The sequence below is a fragment of the Tsukamurella asaccharolytica genome, from assembly GCF_007858435.1.
Taxonomy (GTDB): domain Bacteria; phylum Actinomycetota; class Actinomycetes; order Mycobacteriales; family Mycobacteriaceae; genus Tsukamurella; species Tsukamurella asaccharolytica.
In genome coordinates, this window is sequence record NZ_VIGW01000003.1 from 509,053 (window position 1) to 535,887 (window position 26,835).

The window sequence follows — 26,835 nt, forward strand, 5'->3', positions numbered from 1 at the left end:
CGCCCAGTTCCAGGGGTGGCGGAACGGGCGTGGGCTGTGTCGGTGATCACAGCATAGCCGCAGAGCCGGGGTATTTCACAGCCGTCTCGGGCGACTCCCCACGCGCCGACCGGACCCGTCGTGCCGGGCCGATACCCTGACTGATCGTGAACCTCCGAATCGCCCGGATCGCCGCCGTCGTCGCCGGCCTGATCGGCCTGGTGCTCGCGATCGCGATGCCGCTGCTGCCGGTCAAGCAGACCGCGGTCACGATCGACTGGCCGCAGTCCGGGTCACTCGCACCGGTCACCGCGCCGCTCACGATGTACAAGCCGCTGCAGGTCGACGCCGCGATCCCGTGCGCCGTCGCGGCGGCGGCACCGTCGGACCGGCAGACGGTGCTCGCGGCCACGACGCCCCCGCCCGCCGGGGACCGGGCGCGCACGGCCGGGCTGTACGTCACCGTCGACGGCGAGGCCCTGACGGTCCGCTCCCGGGGCGCGCTCGTGCACACCGTGCCCCGCGCCGACCTCACGCGATGCGGCGAGCTGCGGATCTCGATCGACGCCGATCACGCCTTCGCCGCGGCCAGCGGCATCTCCGGCCAGGGCGACGTCCGGAGCGACCTCCGGCCCCAGGTGGTGGGGGTGTTCTCAGACCTACCGGCGAATCTGCAGGGCCCGACGCCGCGGATGACCATCGACGTCGACTCGCGATACACGTCCTCCCCGTCGGTGCTCAAGGGCGCCGCGATCCTCGTCGGCGTCGCCTGCGTGCTGCTCTCGCTGATCGCGCTAGCGCTGCTCGACCGCGCCGACGGTCGCCGCCGCGGCCGGTGGCTCCCCCGCCGCTGGCTGCACGTGCGCCTCGCCGACGTCGCCGTGATCGGCAGCCTGCTGGCCTGGCACATCGTCGGGGCGCCCACCTCGGACGACGGCTACATCCTGGGGATGATCAAGGCCGCGCCGCACTCCGGCTACATGCCCGAGGTCTTCCGCTACTACGACGCGCCCTACGCGCCCTTCGGCATGCCCTTCTACGTGGTGTCCTGGATGGCGGATCTCAGCGTCTCGAGCCCGTGGCTGCGCCTGCCAGCCCTGCTCTCCGGGATCCTGGCGTGGTTCCTGCTCTCCCGCGAGGTGCTGCCGCGGCTCGGGCTGAGCAAGCGACGCGCGCCGCGGGAGTACTCGCGGGCCCTGTGGGCGATGGCGGCGGTCTTCACGCTGTTCTGGCTCACGTACAACCCGGGGCTGCGCCCGGAGCCGATCGTCGCGGTCGGCACCGTTGTGACGTGGTGTCTGGTGGAGCGATCCGTCGCCACCCGCCGCCTCGCCCCCGCGGGCGTCGGGCTCGTCGTCGCCGGACTCACCCTCTCGGCCGCCCCGACGGGCAGCTTCGCCTTCGTCGTCTTCCTCGTCGCGGCGGCGCCGCTGTGGAAGGCCGTCGTGGCCCACGTCAAGGCGAACGGCTACGCCGCGACCCTGCTCACGCTCGCCGCCGCGGGCGCGTCGGTGCTGTACCTCGTGTTCGCCGACCACGGCCTCGTCGAGATGCTGCAGTCCACGAAGCTGCTCGGCGACGTCGGGCCGAGCGAGCCCTGGCACCGCGAGATCATCCGGTACGAGGCGCTGTTCCAGCAGAACCCCAACGGCTCCGTCGCCCGACGGTTCGCGATGCTCGCACTGCTCCTCGGCTCCGCGATCGTCGCGACGCTGCTGCTGTGGCGGCGGCGGATCCCCGGCATCGCGAGCGGGCCGGCGCGCCGCGTGGTGGCCGCGATCGGCGTCTCGCTGCTGGTCATGGCGTTCAACCCCACCAAGTGGACGCATCACTTCGGCGCCTTCGCGACGCTGGGCGCGATGGTCGCGGCGATCGCGGTCGTCGCGGTCGGGCCGCGGACGATCCGTCGGCCGCAGTTCCGACTCCTCGCGCTCGCGGCGGTCGCGGGCTGCGCGACGCTCGCCTTCGAGACCACCAACGGCTGGTTCTACCCGGGCAACTTCGGCATCCCGTGGGGTGGCGCCGATCCGACGGTCGCCGGCGTGAAGATCGCGACGGTCTTCGGCGCGCTGACGGTGCTGCTGGCCGCATCGTTCGTGGTGCACGTCACCGGATGGTCGCCACGGGTTCCGGCGTTCGGCGGTCCGGCGGGCGGGCGCCCGGAGGACGGCCGGGGAAGGTTCCGCCTGCCCGGCTTCGCGACGCCGATCACCCTGGTCGCGACGCTCATCATCGCGATGATCGGCGCCACCAACGCCGCGTCGGTCATGATCCAGTGGCCCGCCTACTCCTACGGGCAGCAGAACCTGCGTTCCCTCGCCGGCGACCCGTGCGGCATGGCCGACGAGGTGCTCGTCGAACGCGACGCCACCGCGGGCGTGCTGACGCCGATCGGCACCGCGCCGGACCCGCTGGTCGGCGAGCTCAACGCGAACTTCACGCCGAACGGCATCGCGGGCAGCCTCAGCTCGTCGTCGCGCGGCGCCGCGGACCTGGTGCGCACCGGCGACGCCGACAACACCCCGTCGAACACGGGCGGCACCGGCGGCGGCACGCTCGACGCGCCGGGCGTCAACGGCTCGATCGCGGCCCTGCCGTTCGGGCTGGATCCGGCGCGCGTGCCCGTGGTCGGCAGCCGACAGACCGGTCCGCAGCGCTCGGCGCGGGCGATCTCCAGCTGGTACGCCCTGCCCGCGGGCGGGATCGACCGACTGCTGACGATCAGTGCGGCCGGCCGCTTCGGGCCCGGCGAACTGCAGCTCGAGTTCGGCACCGGTCAGGGAACGATCACCCCGAGCAGCGTCGTCGCGCCGATCGACATCGGCCCGGCTCCGGCGTGGCGCAACCTCCGCGTGCCCGCGGAGTCGGTGCCCGCGGGGGCGACCGCCGTGCGGGTACGCGCGACGATCACGGCACCGTCGGAGACCACGTGGGTGGCGTACACGCCCCCGCGCGCACCGCGGCTGGAGACGCTCCAGGAACTGCTCGGCGACGACCCGACGCTGGTCGACTGGGGTGCCGGCATCGGCTTCCCGTGCCAGCGGCAGTGGCGGGAGAACGGCGGCGTCGCGGAGCAGCCGAAGTGGCGCATCCTTCCCGAGCGCGACCTCGCGGCCGCGGCCACCACCACCTGGCAGGGCGGCGACGCCGGCGGGCCGCTGGGGTGGGCGCTGCTGCTCGCCAAGGCGCAGACTGTGCCGACCTACCTGAATCACGATTGGGGCCGGGAGTGGGGCGCGCTGGAGCGGTACGTCCCCTACGTCGAGGCGCCCGCAGCGCAGCAGGGCCGGGCCGAGGTCACGCGGTCCGGGCTGTGGACGCCGGGCCCGACGCCTCAGGAGTAGCTACCAGCGGGACCTCGGAACATCGAACTCCGCGCAGAGGGCCCGCCACACGTCCCGCGGGTCGACGCCGGACTCGATGGCCTGTTCGCCCGTGACGCCGAAATCGCCGAGCCGGTGATCGCGCATCAGGGTGTCGCCACGGAGGGTGCCGAACTCGGCGTAGAGCAGTTCGCGGAAGTCGGTGAGGCGCACGGCACCAGGTTACCGATACGCCTCGCACACCAGCACGGGGTCAGCGACGCGGTGGGCCCCCTCGGCCGCGGTCCGCGCGGCGCGGGCGAAGGACGGGTCGCCGAGCACCCGGCGCAGACCGTCGCGGATCGCGTCGGCGGTCGCCGGCCGGACGACGACGCCGCTCCCCTGCCGCAGGACGCGGTTGGCGAGTTCCCACTGATCGCCGCCGCCGGGCACGACGACGACCGGCTTGCCCGCGGTGAGCGCCTTGGTGAGCATGCCGTGGCCGCCGCCGCAGATCACGGCGTCGGCCCGCGCGACGAGCTGGTCCTGCCGGCCGAAGCCGCTGGCGACCCACGGCTCGTCGAACACGGGCGGGTTCAGTCCGCTGACCGCGAGCCGCACGCCGGCGCCACGCAGCCCGTCGACGGCGACGTCGGCGAGGTTCTGCTCCCCTATCGCCGCCGTCGACGGGGCGACCATGACGAGCGGACCCCCACCGTCCGGGACGGGGCACGGATCGTCGGTCGGCTCCAGGGTGAGGGGCCCGACGAGGTGCGTCCGCGCCGGCCAGTCGGGCCGGGGCACCTCGAGCGCGGGAATGGTGGCGACGATCCGTCCGGCGGGACCGTCGTCGCGCGGCGGTAGCCCGATGCCCGCGCGGGCGAGCTCGCGCTGGCGTCGTCCTTTCGCGATGTCGCGGGACGTGAACGCGCGGAGCACGGCGTCGCGGAGCAATTCGCGCGGCGTCTGCGCGGGGGCGAGGCCGGAACCGATGGGCGAGAGGCCCCGCGACGGCAGGTAGAGGGGGTGCGGGCTGAGTTCCAGCCACGGCACGCCGAGCAGCTCGGCCGCCATGCCCCCACCGGGGGTGAGGATGTCGGCGACGACGAGGTCGGCGCGGACCGCCTCGATGCCGGGGAGCACCCGGGTGGCGATGTACGCGGCGCGGCCGTGGATCTTGGATCCCGCGTCGCCGTCGTCGTCGCCGGACCGAGCGGCCAGCCCGAGGAGTTCGCGAGTGTCGACGCCGTAGCGCGCACCCACGTCGCGCCACTTCCGGCCGGTGAAGACAACGGGCTCGTGGCCGGCGCCGATCAGGCGGAGCGCAAGGGCGAGGCCGGGCAGTGCATGCCCGGCCTCGGAACCCGCGACGATCGCAACGCGCACCCGCACTCCTTCGTGAGCCGGCGGCACGCCCGCGGGGGGGACGTGCGCGGGACGGCCCCGCTAGAACGTGCTCGGGGTCTTCTTCCCTGAGCTCAGCCACTTGACCACCGTGACGATACCGATCACGATGAGTGCGATCACGGCGAGCGGGATCACGGACTTGATGATCGCCGAGGCCACCATCAGGGCGAGCCAGATGACGACGATGGCGCCGAGGATCTTCCAGAACATTGCAGTGCACCTTTCGGGAGGTTTCAGAGGAGGCTTCCGCCTTCCATACTGCCCCCGCCGAAGCGGGAAAGTCACCCTCTGAACTGCGGTTTCAGGGAGATTTGGGGGTTAACCCCGAGGGTTCGTCAGCGGGTCCGGGGATCCGCCACGGGCGGCAGCGCCGCGATGCCGTAGGCCCAGGCGCGCAGCCGCTCGGCGGTCTCCTGCAGCCGCGGCGTCGCCGTGCTGAGCTCGTCGAACCGGGCGGGAGAGCCGAGCGACCGGCGGGCAGCGGCCACCGTCGTCGCCGCGGACCGGACCATCTCGCGGTACGCCTCAACGCCCTCGTCGAGGCTGTCGAGGCCTTCGTCGAAGGTCTCGCGCAGGTACGCGGCGGATCCCCCGCCGCCGACCACGACGCGTTCCAGTTCGCCGAGCTGCTCCGCGTAGGACGCGATCGCGTCGGCGGAGGCCTCGGCGTCGTCGTCGAGTTCGCTGAGGGCGTCGGGCGGGAGGGCGCCGGAGCGCAGGAGCACCGCCATGAGCGCGAGGAACTCCTGCTCGGCGTCGGCCAGCCCGCGCACCGGATCGTGCAGCGCGGAGGAGCGCGGCGGCACGGCACGGCGGGCGTAGGCGCGAGGCGGTGGCGGCGTGCGGCGCAGGCGCCGGAGCTTGCGCACGGCGTACGCCGCGGGCACCGCGACCAGCGCAGTCACGGCCGTGGCCGTCCCCCCGACGACGGGCGCGGCGGCGGCGAAGCCGCCCACGGCCACGACCGCGGAGGTGGAGGTCGTGGCGGCCCAGGTGTTCACGGTGTACCGGGCCTGCGTGATGGACCGCTGGTGGGCGACTTTGGGATCGCGCCGCCGAGCGGCTTTGTCGCGCGCCTCATCGGCGGCACGGGCGGCGGTCTCCATCGCGGTCGACGCCGCGGCAATAGCGGAGGCCGCCATGCGACCGGCAGAGGCCGCCACCGCCGAGAAGTCGGTGCGGTGGCGGCCCTGCTGGTCGGTCATCGTTCCTCTGTTCTCAGGGCTTCTGCAGGTTCGGGTTCGGGGCCTGCTGCGGGGTCTGCGGTGCGGGCGCGGCCTGAGGGGAGGCGGGGGCACCCTGGATCTGACCGCTGGCCTGCATCGAGGCACGGATCTGCTCGAGGCGCGAATGGCCGGCCATCTGCACCGTCGCGTTCTGAACGTCCATCATCCGGCCCTGCACCGAGTTCTGCGCCAGCTCGGTCGAGCCGAGGGCGTTCGCGTAGCGGCGCTCGATCTTCTCGCGGACCTCGTCGAGGTTGGGCGTGTTGCCCGGGGCCGCGAGCTGGCCCATCTGGTTGAGCGACGCGGAGACCTGCTCCTGCATCTTCGCCTGCTCCAGCTGGCTGAGCAGCTTGGTGCGCTCGGCGAGCTTCTGCTGCAGCTGCATCGCGTTCTGCTCGACGGCCCGCTTCGCCTGGCCGGCGGCCTGCAGCGACTGGTCGTGCAGCCCCTTCAGATCCTCGACGCTCTGCTCCGCGGTGACGAGCTGCGCGGCGAAGGCCTCGGCGGCGTTCGTGTACTCGTTGGCCTTGGCCGCGTCGCCGGCGGCGGCGGCCTGGTCGGCCAGCTGGACGGCCTGGCGGGTGTTGGCGGACAGCTTCTCGACCTCGGCGAGCTGACGGTTCAGCTTCATCTCGAGCTGACGCTGATTGCCGATCACGGCAGCGGCCTGCTGCGAGAGCGACTGGTGCTGGCGCTGCGCGTCCTCGATCGCCTGCTGGATCTGCACCTTCGGATCGGCGTTCTCGTCGATCTTCGAATTGAACAGCGCCATCAGGTAGCGCCACCCCTTGACGAACGGGTTAGCCATCGTCAGTTCTCCTCCGCCTCGATACGTCCATACCCGGATCCGGGTCCGGCCGCCCGGCGACCGCCGGGCTCGTGCTTACCAATCTATCGGGAAACGACCCCGGTGCGCCGCCCTGGTCCGCGGGTTCGGGGTTTTCCCCCGAGCCCGCGGACCGGTCGTCTCGGGGTCAGGCGACGGCGAGCGCCGGCGCGGGGATCACCATCGTGGGGAACGGGCGCAGCGACACGCTGGCCTGAGCGACCACATCGGCCACGTCAACCGCCAGCGCACCGCAGATGGCGGCCAGCAGCTCGCTGGAGGCCTCCTTCTGGCCGCGCTCGACCTCCGACAGGTAGCCGAGGCTGACCTGTGCTGCCGAGGAAACGTCTCGCAGCGTGCGGCTCTGGCGCACCCGGGTCTTGCGCAGGTTCTCGCCGATCGCCTCGCGAAGCAGTAGAGCCATGCTCACCTCCGTCTTGGTATCTGTCCAGTCAACGCTGGGCGGGCCCGGATGGTTCCCGATTCTCGGAAACCCGCGCGGCGAGTTCGCGGAGGGCGGCGTCGACGGCGGCCCGACGCACCTCGGCGCGGTCGCCGTCGAGATGCAGGGTGGTGACCGAGGTACCGGACGAGCCGGAGAGGCCGAGGTGGACGGTGCCGACGGGAACGCCGTCCTGTTCGGTGGGTCCGGCGACGCCGGTGAGTCCGACGCCCCAGTCGGCGCCGCAGCGCGTCCGGGCGCCGTCGGCGAGGGCGCGGGCGGTGTCGGGGTGGACGGGGCCGTTGCGCTCCAACTCGCCCGACGGTACGCCGGCCAGGCTCGCCTTGAGGTCCGTCGCGTAGACGATGAGGCCGCCGCGCAGCACGACGCTGGCACCGGGGACGTCGGCGATCGTCGCAGCGAACAGGCCCGCGGTCAGCGATTCGGCCGACGCCACCGTCTGACCGCGCTCGGCGAGCGCGGCGACCAGGAGGGCGGCGTCACTTGCGGCCACGCCACCAGCTCACCAGGTAGTCGACGCCCGTCGCGACGGTGACGACGACGGCCGCGCCCATCACCACCTGGCTGGGCACGTCCATCCACGCCGGCAACGGCATGAGGTACAGGCCGATCGCGATGGTCTGGAGGAACGTCTTGAGCTTGCCGCCGCGGCTGGCCGGGATCACCCCGTCGCGGATCACGGCGAACCGGAAGGCGGTGATGCCGAACTCGCGGGCGAGGATCACCACGGTCACCCACCAGGGGAGCTCGCCCAGCACGGACAGGCCGACGAAGGCGGCGCCCGTGAGCGCTTTGTCGGCGATCGGGTCCATCAGCTTGCCGAAGTCGGTGATCAGGCCGTAGCGGCGCGCGATCTGGCCGTCGATCCGGTCGGTGATCATCGCGGCCGCGAAGATCGCGAAGGCGATCCACCGCCACGTGGTTGACTGCCCGTCGTCGACGAACAGCACCGCGAGGAAGACCGGGACGAGTACGATCCGGAGCACCGTCAACCCGTTCGCGACGTTGACGTTGGAGACAGGTGTGCTCGCAGGTTGCACGCCGTCCGTTGCACTCACGCCGATCAGCCTATCGGTACGCGGCGTCGGCGAGATGGCCGACTGCGGCGGGAACGGCTCGCGCCCCTGCGGCCGATCACGGCAATCGTGATTGACTCCTTCGGTGAACGTGATCGGTGCGCTGCGCGCGGCCGGATGCGCCTTCGCCGAACGCGAAGCCGAACTGCTCGAGAACGCCGCATCCGGGCCCGACCTCGAGGCCCTCGTCCGGCGCCGGTGCGCGGGCGAATCCCTGGAGCACGTGCTCGGCTGGGTGGAGTTCCGCGGCCGTCGGCTCGTCGTCGGGCCCGGCGTCTTCGTACCCCGCCGGCGCACCGAACTCCTGGCGGAACTGGCCGACGGCCGCGGCGTCCTCGTCGAGCTCTGCTGCGGCGCCGGGCCCGTGGCGGCGACGGCCGCCGCCGCCACGACCTATGCGGCGGACATCGACCGCACCGCCGCCGGGTACGCCGCGCGCAACGCCCCGGAGGCGACGGTCCTGGTCGGGGACCTGTTCGCACCGCTCCCCGCTGCGCTGCGCGGCACCATCGACGTGATCGCCGCGAACGCTCCCTACGTGCCCACCGCCGCGATCCGGACCCTGCCGCCCGAGGCCCGCGACAACGAGCCGCACCGCGCACTCGACGGCGGGCCCGACGGGCTCACCCTGCACCGCAGGATCGCGGTGCACGCGCCGCACTGGCTGCGCGCCGGCGGCCGGGTGCTCATCGAGACCGCACGGCAGCAGGCCCCGTACACCGCGGCCGCGCTGTGCACCGTCGGCCTCGAGACGCACATCGAGGTCGACGACGAGCGGCAGGCCACGGTGGCCGTGGGCGTCAGGCCGTCGTGACGTCGCGCCCTAGTCCTTGCCCGGGCCCGACGTGTCGTCGACGAGCTCCTTGCGCTCGTCGCGCTTGGACTTGACCAGCGAGGCGATGGTGGTGATCACAAGCACACCGAGGATGACCGAGAGCGACAGGCCGGTGGTGATCTCCGGCACCGCGACGTGTTCGCCACCGTTGATGAAGGGGAGCGTGTTCTCGTGCAGCGCGTGCAGCACCAGCTTCACGCCGATGAAGCCGAGCACGATCGACAGGCCGTAGGACAGGTACACCAGGCGGTCGAGCAGGCCGCCGATCAGGAAGTACAGCTGCCGCAGGCCCATCAGGGCGAAGGCGTTCGCCATGAACACCAGGTAGGGCTCCTGGGTGAGGCCGTAGATCGCGGGGATCGAGTCGAACGCGAAGAGGATGTCGGTGAAGCCGATGACGACCAGCGCGAGCAGCAGCGGGGTGGCGACCTTCTTGCCGTCGACCTTGGTGATCAGCTTGTCGCCGTCGTAGGTGTCCGTGGTGGGGACGAACTTCTTGAACAGCGCGGCCACCCGGCCCTCGCGCTCCTTCTCGTCCTCGACCGGCCCCTCGGGCGACGACGCCTCCTTGACCAGCTTGATCGCGGTGTAGAGCAGGAAGACGCCGAAGATGTAGAACACCCAGGAGAAGGCGGAGATCGCGGCCGCGCCGACCGCGATGAATCCGGCACGCAGCACCAGCGCCATCACGATGCCGAACAGCAGCACCTTCTGCTGGTACATCCTGGGCACGGCGAATCTCGCCATGATGATGATGAAGACGAAGAGATTGTCGACGGAGAGCGCCTTCTCGGTCACGAAGCCGGCGAAGAACTCGCCGCCGTACCGGGACCCGGACACCATCCACACGCCGATGCCGAACACGACCGCGAGGCCGATGTACACCGCCGACCAGAAGCCGGATTCCTTGAGCGAAGGTTCGTGCGGCGTGCGCACGTGACTGAAGAAGTCGAAGACGAACAGTCCGAGGACGACGACGATCGAGACGATCCAGACGAGCGCGGAAACTTGCATTGCATACACCTCCGGTACAGATCCGGAGGTCTCTCCCGACCCGACGAGCGGGTCCAGCGTGCCCGGGTGGATGTGGATCCACCGTGCTGACGTTCACGCCGCGAGCGGGATACTCCCCTCACACATGCAAGCAGGACTGTATCAGAAGTCCGGTTCGTCCGCTTCCTGCGCCACCTCGCCGCCGCCCCGCAGCACGACCATCAGCCCGGGTAGCTCGTCGGGCGTGACGAGCACGTCGCGCGCCTTGGAACCCTCCGACGGCCCGACGATGTCGCGCGACTCCATGAGGTCCATCAGGCGGCCGGCCTTGGCGAAGCCGACGCGCAGCTTGCGCTGCAGCATCGACGTCGAGCCGAACTGCGAGGACACGACGAGCTCGACGGCCTGCAGGAAGACGTCCAGGTCGTCGCCGATGTCGGGGTCGACGTCCTTCTTCTCGACCTTCGTCTCGGTGACGCCGTTCGCATACTCGGGCTCGGCCTGGTTGCGCACGAAGTCGACGACGGAGGTGATCTCCTCGTCCGTGATGAACGCGCCCTGCATCCGGGTCGACTTGCCGCCCATCGGCAGGAACAGCGCATCGCCCATGCCGATCAGCTTCTCGGCACCGGGCTGGTCCAGGATCACCCGCGAATCCGTCAGCGAGCTGGTCGCGAACGCCAGTCGGGACGGGACGTTGGTCTTGATCAGGCCGGTGACCACGTCCACGGAGGGGCGCTGCGTTGCGAGCACCAGGTGGATGCCGGCGGCGCGGGCCTTCTGCGTGATCCGGACGATCGCCTCCTCGACGTCGCGCGGCGCGGTCATCATGAGGTCGGCGAGCTCGTCGACGATGGCCACGATGTACGGGTACGGACGGTAGACCCGCTCCGAACCCAACGGCGTGGTGATCTCGCCCGAGCGCACCTTGCGGTTGAAGTCGTCGATGTGCCGCACGCGCGAGGCCTGCATGTCCTTGTACCGCTGCTCCATCTCCTCCACGAGCCAGGCCAGCGCGGCGGCGGCCTTCTTCGGGTCGGTGATGATCGGCGTGATGAGGTGCGGGATGCCCTCGTAGGGCGTCAGCTCCACCATCTTCGGGTCGATCAGGATCATCCGCACCTCGTCCGGGGTGGCCCGGGCCAGCAGCGAGACCAGCATCGAGTTGACGAAGCTGGACTTGCCGGAGCCCGTCGAACCCGCGACGAGGAGGTGGGGCATCTTGGCGAGGTTCGCGTTGACCATCTCGCCCTCGATGTCCTTGCCGAGGCCGATGACCAGCGGGTGCGTGTCCTTGCGCGTGTTGTCGGCGGCCAGCACGTCGGCGAGGCGCACCATTTCGCGGTCGGTGTTGGGCACCTCGATGCCCACCGCGGACTTACCGGGGATCGGCGCCAGCAGTCGCACGTTGTCCGTCGCCACCGCGTACGAGATGTTGCGGTGCAACTGGGTGACCTTCTCGACCTTCACCCCGGGGCCGAGCTCGAGCTCGTACCGCGTGACCGTCGGGCCGCGGGTGTAGCCGGTGACGGCGGCGTCGATCTTGAACTGCTCCATCACCCCGCTGATCGCGTCGATCATGGCGTCGTTGGCACTGGTCCCCGCCTTGGCCGGCTCGCCCTCGATGAGCAGATCGGCGGGCGGCAGGACGTAGTCCTCACTGTCGATGGTCCGCGCGACGGTGAACTCGGCCGCCTTCGGCGCGGGCGGCGGGGTGTGGTCCTTGACCACCGCCGCGCGGCGCGGCTTCGGTGCCGGCGGCACCTCGACGGTCGGCTCCTCCGACGGGGCCGGCTCGGGCGTGATCGGTGCGGTCACCTGGTCCGACGATGCCGGCTCGTCCTCGTCGGCGGCCTTGCGGCGGCGTCCGCGCTTCGGCGGCTCGGGATCGGCCGGGTAGTTCTCGTACGGGTCGCCGTAGGGGGTCAGTGCGCGGGTCGCGCCATCGGCGCGGCCGGAATCGAAGGCGGCGAACGGCGAGTCGAGCTCGTCGGCGTCGTCGTACTGATCCTCGCCGGCCTCGCCGTACTGCTCCTTCATGTCGACGCCGAAGTAGAACTTGAGGCGGTCGACGATCTCGCGCACCGTCATCCCGCTCACCAGGAGCAGGCCGAACAGCGCGACCAGGACGAGCAGCGGCACCGAGATCCACGCCGTGAAGCCGTCGGTGAGCGGCCCGCCGACGACGTATCCGAGGTAGCCGCCGGCCGCGGCGCGGTCGTCGAAGGTCGACGGTCCGCCGGAAGCGATGTGCAGCAGCCCCAGGAAGGGCAGCACGATGAGCGCAGCGCCGACGCGGTGCCGCACACGGGCCGACGGATTATCGGGGCGGCGCATCATGATCACGCCGAGGACGATGGCCAGCGGCGGGACGAGCACGGTGAACCAGCCGACGACCGCACGGACGCCCGTCGAGAAGAAGGAGCCCACGGGCCCGCCGGCGTCGAAGTAGACGGCCGCACCGAGAATGATCGCGACGGCGAACAGGACGAGCGCGAGGCCGTCCCGCGAGTGCGTCGGCTTCGATACGACGGCCTCGGCGGTCGCGCCGGTCGCATCGGCGTCGTCGGGTCGACTGCCGGTGCGCACGGCGCTCCCGACCCCCTTGGCCAGCAACTTCCATCCGGCACCGAGGCCGCGCGCCACTCCCCCACCGGCGGCCGAGGCGGCCCGGGGTGCCGCGGCGCCCTGCTTACCGCGGGAGCGCGGAGCGGCCTGGCGGCTGCGCGTCGGGCTCGCGGCGCGGCTGGTGCGCGCGCCCCCGGACCGGGAGTTCGCGGACCCGCGCGCGCGGGTGGTGGTCTTCGATGCCATGGGGGCAGTCTATCGACACTAACCCCATCCGTATCAAGTGCCACACATGTAACAGCAGGACCTGCGGCGGGTCGTTACAGCGATCGGACCACCGAGCCGAGCAGATCGATGTCGCGGTCGGCCCCCTCGAACGTGACCAGCGCCTCATCGCGACCGAAGGCCCACATGGTGACCTCGCTGATCGCGCCGATCACCGCCACGTCGGGGCCGCGGCCGGCGGTCACGACGGTGCCGGATTCGGTGGTCAGGCTCACCCGCAGGGGCGCGCCCCGCAGCGTGAGTCGTGCGATCCGTGCCACCACGTCGTGCAGGCCGCGTTCCACCCGCCGGTCGAGAGCGCGCGGAGTCCATCCCGCCGCGGCCCTGCGAATGTCCTCGGTGTGCACGAAGTATTCGCCGAGGTTCGCCTGCTCGTCGAACAGGCGCAGGGGCGACAGGCGGGGCGGGCCACCCGCCACCGTGTCCAGCAGGTCCTCGAACGGGCGAGCGGCGATGCCCGCCTGGACGCGCTCGGTGTACCCGGCGAGAGGCCGGACGAGAATGCCCATCATTGCGTCGGGGCGTCCCTCGCGGAGGATGAGGTGAGCGAGCAGCTCGCGCACGGTCCAGTCGCCGCAGAGCGTGGGGGCGTCGGGTCCGGCGGCGCGCGCCGCCTCGACGAGGGCGGCGCGTTCACTGCGTGCAGGCTTCACACGGGCCACCCTAGACCCGTCCCGGGGTGCGCCGCAGGGCGCGCTCACAGTCCCTTACCGTGTGCTGAGATCACGCTGAAGTGTTCTATGCTTCATTGCATGATTGCGAACTCAATGTCGACGTCCCGCCGTACGCGCCTCGCCTCGGGCGCCGCTCTCCTCGCCGCCCTCGCGGCCGGCGGCACGACCTTCGCCCCCGCCGCCTCCGCAGCGCCGGTGAACAAGTCGCTCGTCCTGACGCAGGCACAGTTCCCCGCGGGTTCCGTCGACTACCGCACCGGCCAGCTGAGCGGCAGTGCGATCTCGCTCAAGCCGAGCGCGCCCCAGCCGTGCAAGGACGCCGCGAACCGACTGAACGGCGCCACCGCGAACGCGCAGTCCGCCGCCGCCTCGGCACGCAACGGCTACTCGTTCATGACGGCCGGCATCCTCTCCCCCGCCCAGGGCGGGCTCTGGCGGGGCCTGGCGCAGGCGTGCTCGGGTCGAGTCGCCGAGCTCGCGGTCCCCGGCGACCTCGCGCGGTACAACCCCGCGATCATCACGTACGGCGCGGCGGAGGGTGCCACGGCGATCGAGGGCGCCGCCGACGTCGACGGCTACACCGTCAACGTCTTCGTCCGCGGACTGAGCGAGACGCCGGCGAACGCCGACCGCTTCTGGCAGGTCCTCCGCGCACAGATCCAGAAGGTCGAGACCGCGCGCTGATCCGCGTGCCCGGCGAAGCCCGACGGCGGTGGGCTACTCCCCCACCACGATGACGGTGGGGACGATCATCGGCCGGCGCCGGTAGGCCTTGTCGACCCAGCGGCCCACGGCCCGTCGAACACCCTGCGCGATGCGGTGCGCTTCCTTAACCCCCTCGGCGGCCAGGTCGGCGATCACGTCCTCGACGATCTGCTCCGCCTCCTTGAGCGCGGTCGGATCGTCGGAGAAGCCGCGGCCCGAGACCTCGGGCTTACTGACGGCGTTGCCCTCCTCGTCGATGGCGACGGTGATGGCGATGAAGCCGCCCTCGCCCAGGACCAGGCGATCCGACAGCGTCGACTCGCCGACGTCGCCGACGGAGCTGCCGTCCACGTACACGTGGCCGACGGGGACCTGTCCGACGATCTTCGCGACGCCGCCGACCAGGTCGACCACGACGCCGTCCTCGGCGAGCATGATGCGGTCCTTCGGCACGCCGGTGGCCTCGGCCAGCGCGGCGTTGGCGCGCAGGTGGCGCCACTCGCCGTGGACGGGCATCGCGTTGCGCGGGCGCACCGCGTTGTACAGGTACAGCAGCTCGCCGGCGCTGGCGTGCCCGGAGACGTGGACCTTGGCGCTCTGCTGCGTGATCACCGTCGCACCCAGCTTGGACAGCCCGTTGACCACCGCGAAGACCGAGTTCTCGTTGCCCGGGATGAGCGAGCTGGCGAGCACGACGAGGTCGTTCGGCGAGATGGTGATGTTGCGGTGCTCGCCGCGGGCCATGCGCGAGAGCGCGGCCAGGGGCTCGCCCTGCGAGCCGGTCGAGATGAGTACCACGCGGTGGTCGGGCAGCGAGGCCGCGGTGTCGAGGTCGACCTCCACGCCCTCGGGCAGGTGCATGTAGCCGAGCTCCTGCGCGAGCGCCATGTTCCGCACCATCGACCGGCCGACGAAGGTGATCCGGCGGTTGTGCGCCATCGCCACCTCGGCGATCTGCTGGATCCGGTGCACGTGGGAGGCGAAGGATGCGACGATCACGCGACCCTTGGCCCGCCCGATCACGTTGTCGAGGACCGGGCCGATCTCGCGCTCGGGGGTCACGAAGCCGGGGACCTCGGCGTTGGTCGAGTCCACGAGGAACAGGTCCACGCCCGCGTCGCCGAGGCGCGAGAAGCCCGCGAGGTCGGTGAGCCGGCCGTCGAGCGGGAGCTGGTCGAGCTTGATGTCGCCGGTGTGCAGGGCCACCTGGCCACCGGCGTGGATCGCGACCGCGATCGCGTCGGGGATGGAGTGGTTCACGGCGAAGTACTCGCACTCGAACGGGCCGTGGCTGGTCGATTCGCCCTCGCGGACCTCGACCAGCTTGGGCCGCAGCCGGTGCTCGTCGCACTTGGCCTTGACCAGCGCCAGCGTGAACGTGGCACCCACGACGGGGATGTCGGGCCGCAGGCGCAGCAGGAAGGGCACCGCCCCGATGTGGTCCTCGTGCCCGTGCGTGAGCACGATGGCCTCGACGTCCTTGATGCGGTCCTCGATGTACCGGAAATCCGGGAGGATCAGGTCGACGCCGGGCTGCTGGTCCTCGGGGAAGAGCACGCCGCAGTCGACGATGAGCAGCTTGCCGTCGTACTCGAAGACGGTCATGTTGCGACCGATCTCCTTGATGCCGCCCAGCGCGACCACGCGCATGCCGCCCTTGGGCAGCTTCGGCGGGGCGCCCAGCCGCTCCACCGCGGCCGACGGTGCCTTCTGCCCACCGCCGCGGCGCCCACCGCCGCGGCGGTTCCCGCCGCCCTTCGACGCGGACTTCTGGGGCTGCGCCTCGGCCTTCGGCGCCGACTGCTCCGCCGCCGGAGCCTGCGCGGCCGGGGCCTTGTCCTCCACGACGACCCGCGCCGCCGAGGTCGAGATCACCGGCTTGGGTTCGGCGGGCGGTCCCGCCTGCCGGGTGGCCTTCCGGCTCCGTCGGGCACCGCCTGCTGCACCGTCGGTCATTGTTTAGAGCACCCCCGCTTGGGTCAGTAGCGCTGCGAGCCGGTCGCGCTGTTCACCGGTGGGCGGCACCTGCGGAAGCCGCGGTGCGCCCATATCGAGGCCCTGCAGGGCCAGTGCCGCCTTCGAGAAGGTCACGCCGCCGAGGCCGGACATGGCCTCGTAGACGGGCCCGAGGGAGGCGTTGATGTCCTTGGCGCGGGCATGATCGCCCGCGAAGTGGGCGTCGCGCATCGCGCGCAGCTGCGGCGCGACGACGTGCCCGATGACCGAGACGAAACCGACCGCGCCCACGGAGAGCCAGGGCAGGTTCAGCGGGTCGTCGCCGGAGAGGAACTGCAGGTCGGTCTCGGCGATGAGCCGGGCGCCGGCGCCGAGGTCGCCCTTCGCGTCCTTCACACCGACGATGTTCTTGTGCTCGGCCAGCGTGCGCAGCGTGGCCGTCTCGATCGCGACCACCGAGCGCGGCGGGATGTCGTAGAGCAGCACGGGCAGGTCGGTGGCGTCGGCGACGGTCGTGAAGTGCGCGAGCAGGCCGGCCTGCGGCGGCCGCGAGTAGTACGGGGTCACGACGAGCAGGCCGTGTGCGCCGGCCTCCGCAGCGTCGCGCGCGAATACGGCGGACTCGTCGGTGTCGTAGGTGCCGACGCCCGCGGTGATCTTCACGCGGTCGCCGACGGCCTCGATGATGGCCTTGAGGAACTGGATCTTCTCCCACGGCTGGGTGGTGGGCGATTCGCCCGTGGTGCCGGCGACGACGAGTCCGTCGCAGCCCTGGTCGGCGAGGTGTGCGGCGAGCTTCTGCCCGGCTTCGAGGTCCAGCGTGCCGTCCGCCTTGAACGGGGTCACCATTGCCACGGAGATCGCGCCGAAGGGGGTGGTGGGCGTTGTGGTCGCCGGGGTCGCACTCATAAGCGCTAAGGCTACCCACCCGTTCCGCAATCGTTCCTATCGGATCGCGGAACGCCTATCGCTCACGCCGGTAGGTCAGGTGCCGGTAGCGCAGGCCCGACGAGGATTCGCGCCAGGCCGCGTCGTCCTCGAGCGCGAAGCCGTTCGGAATCAACGGTGCCACGGTATCGCCCTCGATGTCGGCGTCGACCTCCGTGACCGCGAGGACGTCCGCGAACGGCAGTGCCGCCGCGTAGATCTCGCCACCCCCAATGACCCAGAGGTCCCCCTCGGGCAGGGTGAGGTCGTGCTGCACCACCGCGCCGTCGGCCCGCCACGACCGGTCCCGGGTGACCACGATGTTCGTGCGCCCCGGGAGGGGACGGAACCGTGGCGGGAGCGAGTCCCACGTGCGACGCCCCATGAGGACCGTGGCGCCCGCAGTGGTCTCGCGGAAGAACCTCATGTCCTCCGGGATGTGCCAGGGGATGCCGCCCTCGGCGCCGATCACTCCCCCGCGGGCCTGCGCCCAGATGAGGCCGATCACTAGACCGCCACCGGGGCCTTGATCGCGGGGTGGTGCACGTAGTCGTGGACGGTGATGTCGCCGTACTCGTAGTCGAAGATGCTGGGGCGCTCGGCGAGCTCGAGCCGCGGGTACGGGTACGGCTCGCGGCCGAGTTGCTCGGTGACCTGTGCGACGTGGTTGTCGTAGATGTGGCAGTCGCCGCCGGTCCACACGAAATCGCCGGGCTCGAGGCCCACCTGCGCGGCGACCATGTGCGTGAGCAGCGCGTAGCTGGCGATGTTGAACGGGACGCCGAGGAAGAGGTCGGCGCTGCGCTGGTACAGCTGGCAGCTGAGCCGGCCGTCGGCCGCGTAGAACTGGAAGAACGCGTGGCAGGGCGGCAGCGCCATGTTCTCGATCTCGGCGACGTTCCACGCGGAGACGATGTTGCGCCGGCTGGACGGATTGGTGCGCAGCGTCTCGACGGCCTTGCTGATCTGGTCGATGTGCTCGCCGTTCGGGGTGGGCCAGCTGCGCCACTGCACGCCGTAGACGGGGCCGAGCTCGCCGTCCGGCGCCGCCCACTCGTCCCAGATGGTGACGCCGTTGTCCTGGAGCCACTTGACGTTCGAGTCGCCGCGCAGGAACCACAGCAGCTCGTACGCGATCGACTTCATGTGCACCCGCTTGGTGGTGATGAGCGGGAAGCCCTGCGACAGGTCGTATCGGAGCTGGCGCCCGAAGACGCTGCGCGTACCGGTGCCGGTGCGGTCCGGCCGGTGCGTACCGTTCTCCATCACGTCGCGGAGCAGGTCTTCGTAGGGCGTCGCGATCACAGGCTCAGTCTAGAGCGGCCCACTGACACGATTGTTCACGGCGCGGCGAAGGCCACGGGCCGGTCAGCCTGCGAGCGCGGCGGCGCGTGCGAGCCGCTGCTGGCCGATTTCGGCGAGGTTCTTCATCAGCTCGGCGTTGACCCACGCCACCTGGTGGCCGACGGTCAGGCCCGCATCCTCGGGCCACGGGTACGCAGACGGCTCGTCGAGACGCCCGTCGGTGAGCCCGTCGAGCACTGTCAACCATTCGTCGCGCAGTGCCGTGAGCCATGCGACGGCGCCGTCGGGTCCGGGCCAGCGCACCGACTCGCGCTCCCGTACCGGCCGCTCGAGAAGGTGGTCCATGGCGGTGCTCCACCACCAGCCGATGTGCCAGCTCAGCCAGGCCATCGTCGGGACCGGGATCGGGTCCGGTTCGGCGTCCGCCCAGTCGGCGATCCACGCGCCGTCTTCGCTGCGGCGCATCGTCCAACACGGTCGCGCGGGCTCCCATCGGAAGTCGTCGGCCGTCAGCTCGGCGAGGTGCACCTCGCCGAGCGCCCAGGTCAGATCGAACTGCCAGCGCAGAAGGTCGAGCCGTGATTCAGCCACCCCCAGACCCTATTGCCTCGGCGCTCAGGCCGCCTGTCGCGGCGCCGTGGATCGGTGCTTATGTCTTGTGGGGGTTACTGTTTCGACGGTGTGCCGTCCGCTCGGGTCGTCGACGACTCGGCTGTGCCAGCCGGCGGCTTCCTTGGCGTAGTTGCATGCCGCGCACAGGCCCTGCCCGTTCGCGAACTCAGTGGGGCCGCCTTTCGCGTCTGGCACGACGTGGTCGATGTGGCTGATCGGTGCGTCGCAGTACGGGGTGCGGCAGTACCGGTCGCGGGCTCGGATCATCTCCGCGAGCCCGGGCGGGAAGCACCGCTGCCGCGAGTCCATCCCGACGACCGCACCCGACTCGGGTGCGAGGTAGAGGCGCTTGACCCACGCGACCCCCGCAGCGGTGGCGCGGCCGATGAGGTTGCGGGCGATCTCCGCCGGGACCGTCCCGCCGCCGTCCAGGTGCGCCGTCCCCGGCTGATCACCGAGCAGCACCGTCGCGGGCATCGTCAGGTTCACCAGCACCGGCTGCCCTTCCGCAGCGGCCCGGCCGGTGAGCCGGGCGAACGCGGTATCGGCCATGACCTGTCCTCGGGTGCGCAGGTCCCCGGCGACCCCGATCAGGGTGTCCGCGTGCCGGCGCAGCGCCGCGTACACGCCGACGCCCTGCGCCACCGGCAGCAGCAGCGACACCCGCGCCATGCCCTCGGGCAGCGGGCGGATGGTCACCGTCCGGTCCTTCTCCGCCCACGCGTCCCGATCGACGGTGCCCCGCCCGTCCAACGCGTACGCGACCTGCTTCACCTTCGCGGCGAGCTGCGTGAGCCCCATCCCCGCCAACGTCGCCGGATCGGCACACAACTGCTCATCCGCGCGACGCCGATCCGCCACGTCCAGATGCGACAGCCCCGACACGATCACCGGGACGGCCTCCGGCGACAGATCACCCTCGCGCAGCCGGGCAAGGGTGTGCGGCAGGTGCTTGTCCAAATCCACCGCCCGCGCCAGGAACTTCGCGCCCGTGTGCGGCGACAGGTGCAAGGCCAGCCCGACCTCCGCGGCGACGCCCTGCTGCCAGCGGTCCTGCGGCAACCCGGCGGCGATCCGCTCGCAGACCCGCTCCCGCAGCAGCTCCACCGCCAACCGGTACTGCTCGAACACCGTCCGGCAGCGTTGACGTTCCATCGAACGCAGCCGCTCGGCCGCGCCGTCGCCAGACCCCGGATCGGGTGGTTGATCGTCGTCCACACCAGCGTCTTCGTCCATAACCCGACGCTACGCCGGCCCACCGACAAGTTTTCGAGCCGGAGGCACACCATCGCCCGCTCCTTCGCCCACGGGGTGGCCGACCGCTCATCGCCCACGAGCATCCGGTTCAGCCCATGAGCTGTGCGCCGGCCGTCGCGCCGAGGTTCCAGCACGCCTCCAAGTCGGCCTTCGAGGGCTTGCCGGACACCACGACGTGCGGTGTCACCTTCCGCCATCCCAGTCCCGCAGTGATCGAATCGACTGCGCGCACAGCGCCCTCGCCGCCCTCGTTCGCGTGCAGGTACAGCCCGAACGGCCGGTCGCGGGTGGAGTCCAGACACGGGTAGTAGATCGTGTCGAAGGCGTGTTATTTCGGCGTAAACTCCCCTACTATGAGCACTCCAGCCTCCGCCCCTGGTCGGGCGGTCATCTACGCCCGCGTCTCGTCGGATCGCGCCGGTGGGCGCTCCGTCGAGGAGCAGGTCTCCGAGTGCCGGACCGAGTGCGAGCGGCACGCCTGGCCGGTCGCTGACGTGCTCGTGGACAACGACGTATCCGCCAGTCGGTACGCCACCAAGGACCGGCCCGAGTACGCCCGGCTCCAGGCGCTGCTCCAGCCCGGCGACGTGCTCGTGATGTGGGAGGCGAGCCGCGCGCAACGCGACCTCAAGCGTTACGTGGAACTGCGCGATCTGTGCGCCCGTCGCGGAGTCCGGTGGTCGTACTCGGGACGCCTCTACGACCTCAGCGACGGCGACGATCGGTTCTCCACCGGTCTGGACGCCCTGCTGGCCGAGAAAGAGGCCGAGCAGACCCGTACCCGCATCCTGCGTGCGCACCGTGCCAACCTGGCCGACGGCAAGCCGCACGGCCGCGTGCCGTACGGGTACCGCATCGTCCGCGACCCCGAGACCGGCAAGCCCGTGCGCCGCGAACCGCACCCCGGCCAGGCCCCGCTCATCGCGGAGGCGGCCCGGCGCGTACTGGCGGGCGAGTCGTTCGCATCGGTCGTCCGATGGATCGCGAAGCAGGACGACTCGTTGCGCTGGGACGCGGCCAAGCTGCGCCGTCTGCTCATCAACCCCACGCTGGCGGGGTTCCGCGTGCACACGGAGGTCAAGGACGGCGTGCGGGGGCCTCGCATGATCCACGGCCGGGGCACCTGGGAGCCGATTCTCACCGAGGACCAGCACAACGACCTGGTGGCGCTGTTCGCCGCCCGGCAAAGCGGCCCGCGCGGGGTGCCTGTCAAGTACCTGGTGTCCGGCATCGCTGAGTGCGGGGTCTGCGGCGAGAAGGTGTGGCGGGGCCGAGGCGGCACCAAGAAGGACGGCAGCCGCTATGAGGTCTACACGTGCAGGCCCGGCCGTCACGCCGCCCGGCGTCTGGACCTGGTGGACGAGGCTGTGCACGAGGTGGTCGAGGAGATTCTGACCTCCCCCGCCGCCCTGGCCGCGCTGGCCGAGACGCCCGAGGCCGACACCACCGCCCCCGCTCGGCTGGCCGAGCTACGCGAGCGGCTCGACGCGGTGGAAACCGAGATCATCGAGGGCCGGATGCCCGCGTCCACTGGAGCGCGCGCGGCCACCCGGCTGGAGGCGTTGATCGCGGAGGCCGAGGCGGCGGCAGCTCCGGTGTTCACGGACCCGGCCGTGCGCAGCCTCGCCACCGCCGCCGACCCGGTTGCCGAGTGGCGCGGTATGCCGCTGGCGGACCAGCGCGAGTTCATCAAGGCGACCCTGCACATCCGCATCGAGCGGATCGGGCGCGGCCGGTGGCACGACAAGCGCGCGGGGATCACCGTCGAGCCCCGGCGTCGGTGAGCGCGGCGGCCAGCTCGGCCGTACAGCGCCGAACGGCCCCCTCTCCCGGTACGAGTGAGGGGGACGTGGTGTTCGCAGCGCAGCGGGCCGCTCAGGGCGCGAGGTGGGCGGCGTCGGTGCGTATCGCCCCCCGGCCAGCGAGTCAGCCAGGTCTCGGACAGGTGAACCTCCTTGTGTTGGTGTGTGATTGGCGAATCAGAGACCGGTGTCGCTAGCACGCTCGAAGGCTGCCTCGATGTTCTTGTACTTGAGCCGGGTGTCACGGCCGCGCACCTTCCGCCTGGCCGCCGTCAGCGTGAGACCGTCCATCCCGACCTCCCGCAGGATCGCGGTGGCCTTCTCGATCTGTGCCTCGTCCTCGGCCGCGATCCGCGCCTGGTTGGCTTCGCGGCGCTTCTGCTGGACCTCCGTGGCGTGGTCGATCTGCTGCCGCTCGACCTTCTCCTCCAGCGCGGCGGGGTACTCGAATGCCTGGACCTCCGGCGGCGCGTGCGGGTCGGTCGGCGGGTGATAGAGGGTCTGCTTGCCCCGACCGCCGCCGCCTGTGGTGACGAGCGCGCCGTCGCTGACCGCGCGCTCCAGCAGCGCGCGAGCCTTCTCCATCGCGAGGCCGTTGGTGCGGAGGAACAGCTCGCACTGCGACTTGTTCGCCGGTGCCCCCGCCGCGTGGCGCTCGCGGACGTGGCGCACCATCGCTGCCAGCGCCTCGCGCTCGGCGGGGTCGGTCTCGGCGGCCCTGGTCGCCTCGTCCAGGTACACCAGGTGCCCCGTATCGGGGTCGAGCCGCAGCAGGCCTGGCGGCACCTCGGAATCGCGGCCGAACGCCGTGAACAGGCGGTCGCCGTCGCTCTCGTCGCCGCGCCGGATGAGCCGCCAATTGGTCTCCGACCAACCCAGGAGCGCGGAGTCGCCGCGCGCCCGGTCCCCGCTGTGCCCCATGTGGTGCACCACGATGGATTGCCTCACCCCCGCCGCGTGCATCGTCGCGTCGAACTGCACCAGGAACCGGCCCGCGTCCTTGTCCTCGGACAGCCCGAGCGCGTCGAGCACCGGCCGCAGGCAGTCGAAGATCACCACGTCGAACCCGCGTAGACGCTCGGCCCACTCGGCCCGCCCGTGCGGCGTGAGCAAATCGAACTCGCCCGCGCGGCCGCGCATGGTCACGGGGTGGATGGAGTCGGTGTTCACGATGCCCTGCCGACGAAGCCACCGGCCGAGCATCGGGCGTGACATCTCGTTGTCGATCAGGGCGATTCGGCGCGGCCCAGGAGCGACGGCGAACCGCCCGAGGAACGGCGTACCGTCCGCCAGCGACCGCAGCAGGTTCGCAACCATCGTCGTCTTCCCCGCCTTGTACTGCGCCGCGAGCAGCACCTTGCCGCTCTGGCTGAGGAGCTGGTCGATGACGTACGGCTCGTCCACGTCGGGCTCTCGCAGCATGTCGGTCAGGCTGGTGAACTCCAGCGGATCACCGGCGACAGCGGCGTCTTCCGCTGCAAGTCGGCGCAGTGCATCCCGGTCGACGCGCTTACTCCGCACCCGCTCAGACACCTGGAACTCGTAGTCGCGCGCAGCCTCGCGGGCCTCCCACTCCGAGGCGGACAGGGTGGGCAGCATCGCCACCACCTTCTCGGCGGTGCCGTCCATGATCTGCTTGTCGCTCAGCCGGTAGTGGCCGTTCTTGCCCGCGTCGAACAGATAGGAGAGAGGGAACACGTCCGGGACGGGCTTACCGGCCTTCCGTGCCTTCTTGGCGTGGTAGATCAACACCGCCGTGAGCGCCTTGAACGCCGTGTCCCCCAGCGTTTCCTTCACATCGGGGTCGTCCACCGCGCCCACCGGCGACAACAGATCGCCGTACGCGCCGCGCAGCGCGGCGCGCTCGTCGGCGGCGCGCTCACGCTGCTCGCGGTCCTCTCGCTGTTCCGCCGTCTCGGGGTTGTCGAACGGGTTGGGCTCGTCCGCGCCCTCGGCGGGCTCGCTGGCCCGGTCTGCCGAGGTGGAACTGGTATTCTGAGTCACGATCATCCTTTGTGGTGGAGGCATGGTCGCGGAGGCTGGAAACCCCGATGCAGCGCCCCGTTCCCCGAGAACGGGGCGTTGCTGCGTTTCGGGCCAGCGCCACGGCGACGACACCCAACGGCGTTGTGCGGCACGGTGATGGGCGAGCGAGGGCCGTGGACGGGCCTCAGCCGCCCACCCCGTCAGACCGGCGCGTGAGACTGCGGAACAACTCTCCGGCCCGGCGCAGCTCGTCGTCGGTGAACGCCGACATGGTGGCCGCCAGCCACTCACGCGATCCGGTCTCCCCCGCTCGCACTGCGGAACCGGCGCGGGCGCTGACAGCGAGCGGGGTAGACCCCGCCTCGGGCGCGCTCACTGCTCGCCGTCCTGCTTCGGGCGGTACGACTTCAAGGACGCGGGATCGACTCGGGTCAGAGTCGCGTCTACGTCCTCGGGCCGGAATCGGAGCTTCCCCCGAGGGGGCGGCCCGAGCCGGTAGGCGGGCAGGGAGCCGTCGGCAACGCGCGCCATGATGAAGTCGCGGCTGGCGTCGATGCGCGCCTTCGCCTCCGCAAGGGACAGGAATCGGCCGGGCTGGTCGTCGTCCTTGACGGGCTCGACGGACACCGCTGGGGTGGTGGGAGTGGAACTCACGATGAATCGCTCTCGGGTGGAAACGAGTTCCTCGAAGCGGGCGCGGGGCGGCTACGTGGGCGGGAGCGGTGGCGTGGAGAGGTCGGGAACCGGGTCGCGTGGTGCGGCCCTATGCCGGACGAAGCCTGGCAACCTACGGCAAACATACATCAGACTCGGTGAAGCGACAAGCACCGATGCGCCGAATAGCGTTGCACCACATACATTTCCTACCAGAGTCGGTGTTGTACCACCCCGCCTCGGAGAGCTGTCTCAACCCTGGCCGACGCCCGAAAAACCCGGGCCGTGAGGTTCGTGGAAAGCCCCCCTATTTCGAGGTAGTTCGTGGACGGTTTCCACGAACTGATCGAGGCCGGTTCGTGGAAGTTCGTGGAAGTCGTCCACGAACTGAAAATCACCCTCTACCTGGGATGATGAACGTCACCGGAATGAAGTTCGTGGAGTTCGTGGAAGTTCGCCACGAACCGCTGGACCAAGTTCGTGGAGTTCGTGGGGGGCCTATGGCCCCACGAACCTCGAACGTCCCGGCGACCACGAGCCTCGAAGTGGTGCAGAACAGCGACGGGGAGGTGATCGCGATCCCCCCCACTCGGAGGCTGGGAACGGTGACAGGGCGACCGAGGCGGGGTCAGCAACGGGGGCGGGGGCATCGACCGCGACGCGGCTTCGCACGGCCGAGGCGGGGTAGGCAGCGGTGTGCGTGGCGGTGGCGGTGTAGCGCACGGAACCCGTTGTAGTACAACGCCTACCACTGTCGGCGATATGGACAGGCCGAGAGAATCTGTGCAGAATTTGAGCATGGTCAACCCACCCGGCAAGCCTGGCCCTCACGGCAGTCACGCCAGCAGCCGAGCCCGCGCCGAGAAGGCGCTGCGCCTGCGCTCGATGGGGCGGACCTGGCAGGAGATCGCGGACACGTTGGGGTTCCGTTCCCGGAGCGGGGCCGAGCAGGCGGTGACCCGGCTCATCAAGGCGCGGGGTCCGGTCAACCTCGAAGAAGACCGAGCCACGTCCACCGAGATGCTGCGCGTGCTCAAGTCCACGCTGTCCACTCGGTTCGTGGCCGCCGTGGCGAACGGCGACGACGACATGGTGCTCCGGTACGCCAAAGAGCTGCGAGCCCTCGACGGCCAGCACTCGAAGCTCAACGGCACCGCCGTGCCTGAGACCCACAAGCACGACGTGACCCTCGGTAGGTCGCCGGATGAAGCACTCGCCGCCGCACGTGATGCCGCGCTCGCGGCCCTGGAAGCCCGACGCCCACTGAGCGGGGGCATCGCGGTCGCGGCCCCCGCCATCGAACCTGAGCCCCTGGAAGCCGAGGTAGTCGAATGATGAACGACGCCGATGTGGTCAACGCCGCGTTCGACGTGCAAGCGGAGATGACGGCGGGCACGCTGAGCGCCGCCACGCTGGAGCGCGAGCTGCTCGAGACGATGCGGTCCCAGTTCGGCACCGTGGGAGCTGGACCTGGCGACCCGCTCTGGTCGCTCCACCTGGACGTGGCGCGCCAGTTCATCGCCGCCGGTGGCCTGACCTCGGGCGAGCTGCGCGAGTGGCTGAGCGTGCGCCTGCGGGCCGAGAACGGCGGGGAGCTACCCGAGGGCTCGACGCCGACGACCGAGCCAGACGAGGCCGCGCCGGTTGCACTGCTCGGCGTCGTGGAGCCCGCGCCGGAACCCGACGACGACCTGGGCGACCTTCCCGAGTCCGTGCTGGCCGACGCCGAGGCGGCGGCTCAGGCTGTCATCGACCGGTATCGCGCCGGACTGAGCGGGGTGACCGAATGAGCCTGTTGCGCCGCCTACGGTCCCGAACCGCTCGACCCGCGCCTGAGCACCTCGACGCCGTTCCGACGCCGCAGCGGCCCGCACAGCGCCAGGGCGGGGTGTCCAACGCTCACCCCGCGCCCACACCGGACGCGGTGCCGTCCGACGTACGCGATGCCGACCCACTGGCCGAGCACCACTTCGGCTCCCAGTTCCGAGTACGCCGAG

General features: G+C 71.0%; 26 protein-coding genes and 1 pseudogene. 6 read left to right on the forward strand and 21 right to left on the reverse strand.

Features of this window, described 5'->3' with window-relative positions; genetic code table 11:
• Window positions 1–146 precede the first annotated feature (146 nt).
• The gene (locus tag FK529_RS08665) at window positions 147–3,323 is read left to right on the forward strand and encodes an arabinosyltransferase domain-containing protein (RefSeq protein ID WP_146560556.1); all 3,177 of its coding nucleotides are present in this window, start codon (window positions 147–149) and stop codon (window positions 3,321–3,323) included.
• Here the strand turns inward: FK529_RS08665 and FK529_RS08670 are convergent, their stop codons facing one another.
• The 8 genes from FK529_RS08670 to pgsA all read right to left on the reverse strand — a co-directional run bounded on the left by FK529_RS08670 (window position 3,324) and on the right by pgsA (window position 8,261).
• Window positions 3,324–3,515 (reverse strand): DUF3046 domain-containing protein, encoded by a 192-nt coding sequence (locus tag FK529_RS08670; protein WP_146560557.1) that lies wholly within the window; start codon window positions 3,513–3,515, stop codon window positions 3,324–3,326.
• Between the two features lie 9 nt (window positions 3,516–3,524).
• Complete coding sequence (locus FK529_RS08675) at window positions 3,525–4,667, reverse strand: glycosyltransferase (protein ID WP_146560558.1); 1,143 nt, start codon at window positions 4,665–4,667, stop codon at window positions 3,525–3,527.
• A gap of 60 nt (window positions 4,668–4,727) precedes the next feature.
• Entirely contained in the window at window positions 4,728–4,898 is a 171-nt protein-coding gene (locus FK529_RS20205) for a hypothetical protein (RefSeq protein WP_166436392.1), read from the reverse strand.
• A 125-nt stretch (window positions 4,899–5,023) separates the two neighbouring features.
• Window positions 5,024–5,893 (reverse strand): phage shock envelope stress response protein PspM, encoded by an 870-nt coding sequence (gene pspM, locus FK529_RS08680; RefSeq protein WP_146560559.1) that lies wholly within the window; start codon window positions 5,891–5,893, stop codon window positions 5,024–5,026.
• A 13-nt stretch (window positions 5,894–5,906) separates the two neighbouring features.
• Window positions 5,907–6,722 carry a PspA/IM30 family protein gene (locus FK529_RS08685; RefSeq protein ID WP_146560560.1) on the reverse strand — a complete coding sequence of 272 codons (816 nt, stop codon included), beginning with the start codon at window positions 6,720–6,722 and terminating at the stop codon, window positions 5,907–5,909.
• 166 nt (window positions 6,723–6,888) lie between these two features.
• A complete protein-coding gene (locus FK529_RS08690; protein WP_146560561.1) occupies window positions 6,889–7,164 on the reverse strand; it encodes a helix-turn-helix domain-containing protein in 276 nt (91 codons plus the stop codon).
• Between the two features lie 28 nt (window positions 7,165–7,192).
• Window positions 7,193–7,696, reverse strand: coding sequence for a CinA family protein (locus FK529_RS08695; protein ID WP_146560562.1), 504 nt, complete (start codon window positions 7,694–7,696; stop codon window positions 7,193–7,195).
• Window positions 7,683–8,261 (reverse strand): CDP-diacylglycerol--glycerol-3-phosphate 3-phosphatidyltransferase, encoded by a 579-nt coding sequence (pgsA, locus tag FK529_RS08700; protein ID WP_231703000.1) that lies wholly within the window; start codon window positions 8,259–8,261, stop codon window positions 7,683–7,685. Before pgsA ends, FK529_RS08695 begins: the two co-directional genes overlap by 14 nt.
• 103 nt (window positions 8,262–8,364) lie before the next feature.
• Between pgsA and FK529_RS08705 the strand changes: the two genes are divergently transcribed.
• The gene (locus FK529_RS08705) at window positions 8,365–9,093 is read left to right on the forward strand and encodes a putative protein N(5)-glutamine methyltransferase (protein WP_146560563.1); all 729 of its coding nucleotides are present in this window, start codon (window positions 8,365–8,367) and stop codon (window positions 9,091–9,093) included.
• A 9-nt stretch (window positions 9,094–9,102) separates the two neighbouring features.
• Here the strand turns inward: FK529_RS08705 and FK529_RS08710 are convergent, their stop codons facing one another.
• The 3 genes from FK529_RS08710 to FK529_RS08720 form a co-directional block, all read right to left on the reverse strand.
• Window positions 9,103–10,128 carry a TerC family protein gene (locus FK529_RS08710; protein WP_146560564.1) on the reverse strand — a complete coding sequence of 342 codons (1,026 nt, stop codon included), beginning with the start codon at window positions 10,126–10,128 and terminating at the stop codon, window positions 9,103–9,105.
• Window positions 10,129–10,269: 141 nt separating this feature from the next.
• Entirely contained in the window at window positions 10,270–12,921 is a 2,652-nt protein-coding gene (locus tag FK529_RS08715) for an FtsK/SpoIIIE family DNA translocase (protein WP_146560565.1), read from the reverse strand.
• Window positions 12,922–12,995: 74 nt separating this feature from the next.
• On the reverse strand, window positions 12,996–13,613 hold the full coding sequence (locus FK529_RS08720; RefSeq protein WP_146560566.1) for a TIGR03085 family metal-binding protein: 618 nt from the start codon (window positions 13,611–13,613) through the stop codon (window positions 12,996–12,998).
• A 99-nt stretch (window positions 13,614–13,712) separates the two neighbouring features.
• Here FK529_RS08720 and FK529_RS08725 point away from each other — a divergent pair, with 99 nt between their 5' ends.
• Complete coding sequence (locus FK529_RS08725) at window positions 13,713–14,318, forward strand: hypothetical protein (RefSeq protein WP_146560567.1); 606 nt, start codon at window positions 13,713–13,715, stop codon at window positions 14,316–14,318.
• Between the two features lie 33 nt (window positions 14,319–14,351).
• Here FK529_RS08725 and FK529_RS08730 read toward each other — a convergent pair whose 3' ends face one another.
• The 7 genes and pseudogenes from FK529_RS08730 to FK529_RS08760 all read right to left on the reverse strand — a co-directional run.
• Window positions 14,352–16,295, reverse strand: a complete 1,944-nt coding sequence (locus tag FK529_RS08730) for a ribonuclease J (RefSeq protein WP_146560568.1) — start codon at window positions 16,293–16,295, stop codon at window positions 14,352–14,354.
• A 3-nt stretch (window positions 16,296–16,298) separates the two neighbouring features.
• Window positions 16,299–17,204 (reverse strand): 4-hydroxy-tetrahydrodipicolinate synthase, encoded by a 906-nt coding sequence (gene dapA / locus FK529_RS08735; RefSeq protein WP_146560569.1) that lies wholly within the window; start codon window positions 17,202–17,204, stop codon window positions 16,299–16,301.
• 55 nt (window positions 17,205–17,259) lie between these two features.
• Window positions 17,260–17,730: a dihydrofolate reductase gene (locus tag FK529_RS08740; RefSeq protein ID WP_146560570.1), complete on the reverse strand. Its 471-nt coding sequence runs from the start codon at window positions 17,728–17,730 to the stop codon at window positions 17,260–17,262.
• Complete coding sequence (locus FK529_RS08745) at window positions 17,730–18,488, reverse strand: thymidylate synthase (RefSeq protein WP_231703013.1); 759 nt, start codon at window positions 18,486–18,488, stop codon at window positions 17,730–17,732. The genes FK529_RS08740 and FK529_RS08745 overlap by 1 nt, the downstream gene beginning before the upstream one ends.
• Before the next feature lie 102 nt (window positions 18,489–18,590).
• Window positions 18,591–19,118, reverse strand: coding sequence for a DinB family protein (locus tag FK529_RS08750; protein WP_146560571.1), 528 nt, complete (start codon window positions 19,116–19,118; stop codon window positions 18,591–18,593).
• A 24-nt stretch (window positions 19,119–19,142) separates the two neighbouring features.
• Window positions 19,143–20,375, reverse strand: coding sequence for an HNH endonuclease (locus FK529_RS08755; RefSeq protein ID WP_146560572.1), 1,233 nt, complete (start codon window positions 20,373–20,375; stop codon window positions 19,143–19,145).
• 109 nt (window positions 20,376–20,484) lie between these two features.
• A pseudogene (locus FK529_RS08760) lies at window positions 20,485–20,724 on the reverse strand (flavodoxin family protein); the annotation flags it as partial.
• A gap of 25 nt (window positions 20,725–20,749) precedes the next feature.
• Here FK529_RS08760 and FK529_RS08765 point away from each other — a divergent pair.
• Window positions 20,750–22,180 (forward strand): recombinase family protein, encoded by a 1,431-nt coding sequence (locus FK529_RS08765; RefSeq protein WP_146560574.1) that lies wholly within the window; start codon window positions 20,750–20,752, stop codon window positions 22,178–22,180.
• A 195-nt stretch (window positions 22,181–22,375) separates the two neighbouring features.
• Here the strand turns inward: FK529_RS08765 and FK529_RS08770 are convergent, their stop codons facing one another.
• The 3 genes from FK529_RS08770 to FK529_RS08780 form a co-directional block, all read right to left on the reverse strand.
• Entirely contained in the window at window positions 22,376–24,202 is a 1,827-nt protein-coding gene (locus FK529_RS08770) for an AAA family ATPase (protein ID WP_146560575.1), read from the reverse strand.
• Window positions 24,203–24,368: 166 nt separating this feature from the next.
• Window positions 24,369–24,560, reverse strand: a complete 192-nt coding sequence (locus tag FK529_RS08775) for a hypothetical protein (protein ID WP_146560576.1) — start codon at window positions 24,558–24,560, stop codon at window positions 24,369–24,371.
• Window positions 24,557–24,838 (reverse strand): MerR family transcriptional regulator, encoded by a 282-nt coding sequence (locus FK529_RS08780; RefSeq protein ID WP_205124369.1) that lies wholly within the window; start codon window positions 24,836–24,838, stop codon window positions 24,557–24,559. The genes FK529_RS08775 and FK529_RS08780 overlap by 4 nt, the downstream gene beginning before the upstream one ends.
• A 798-nt stretch (window positions 24,839–25,636) precedes the next feature.
• Between FK529_RS08780 and FK529_RS08785 the strand changes: the two genes are divergently transcribed.
• Both FK529_RS08785 and FK529_RS08790 read left to right on the forward strand, forming a co-directional pair.
• Window positions 25,637–26,173 carry a hypothetical protein gene (locus FK529_RS08785; RefSeq protein WP_146560577.1) on the forward strand — a complete coding sequence of 179 codons (537 nt, stop codon included), beginning with the start codon at window positions 25,637–25,639 and terminating at the stop codon, window positions 26,171–26,173.
• Window positions 26,173–26,628 carry a hypothetical protein gene (locus FK529_RS08790; protein ID WP_146560578.1) on the forward strand — a complete coding sequence of 152 codons (456 nt, stop codon included), beginning with the start codon at window positions 26,173–26,175 and terminating at the stop codon, window positions 26,626–26,628. Before FK529_RS08785 ends, FK529_RS08790 begins: the two co-directional genes overlap by 1 nt.
• Window positions 26,629–26,835: the final 207 nt, after the last annotated feature.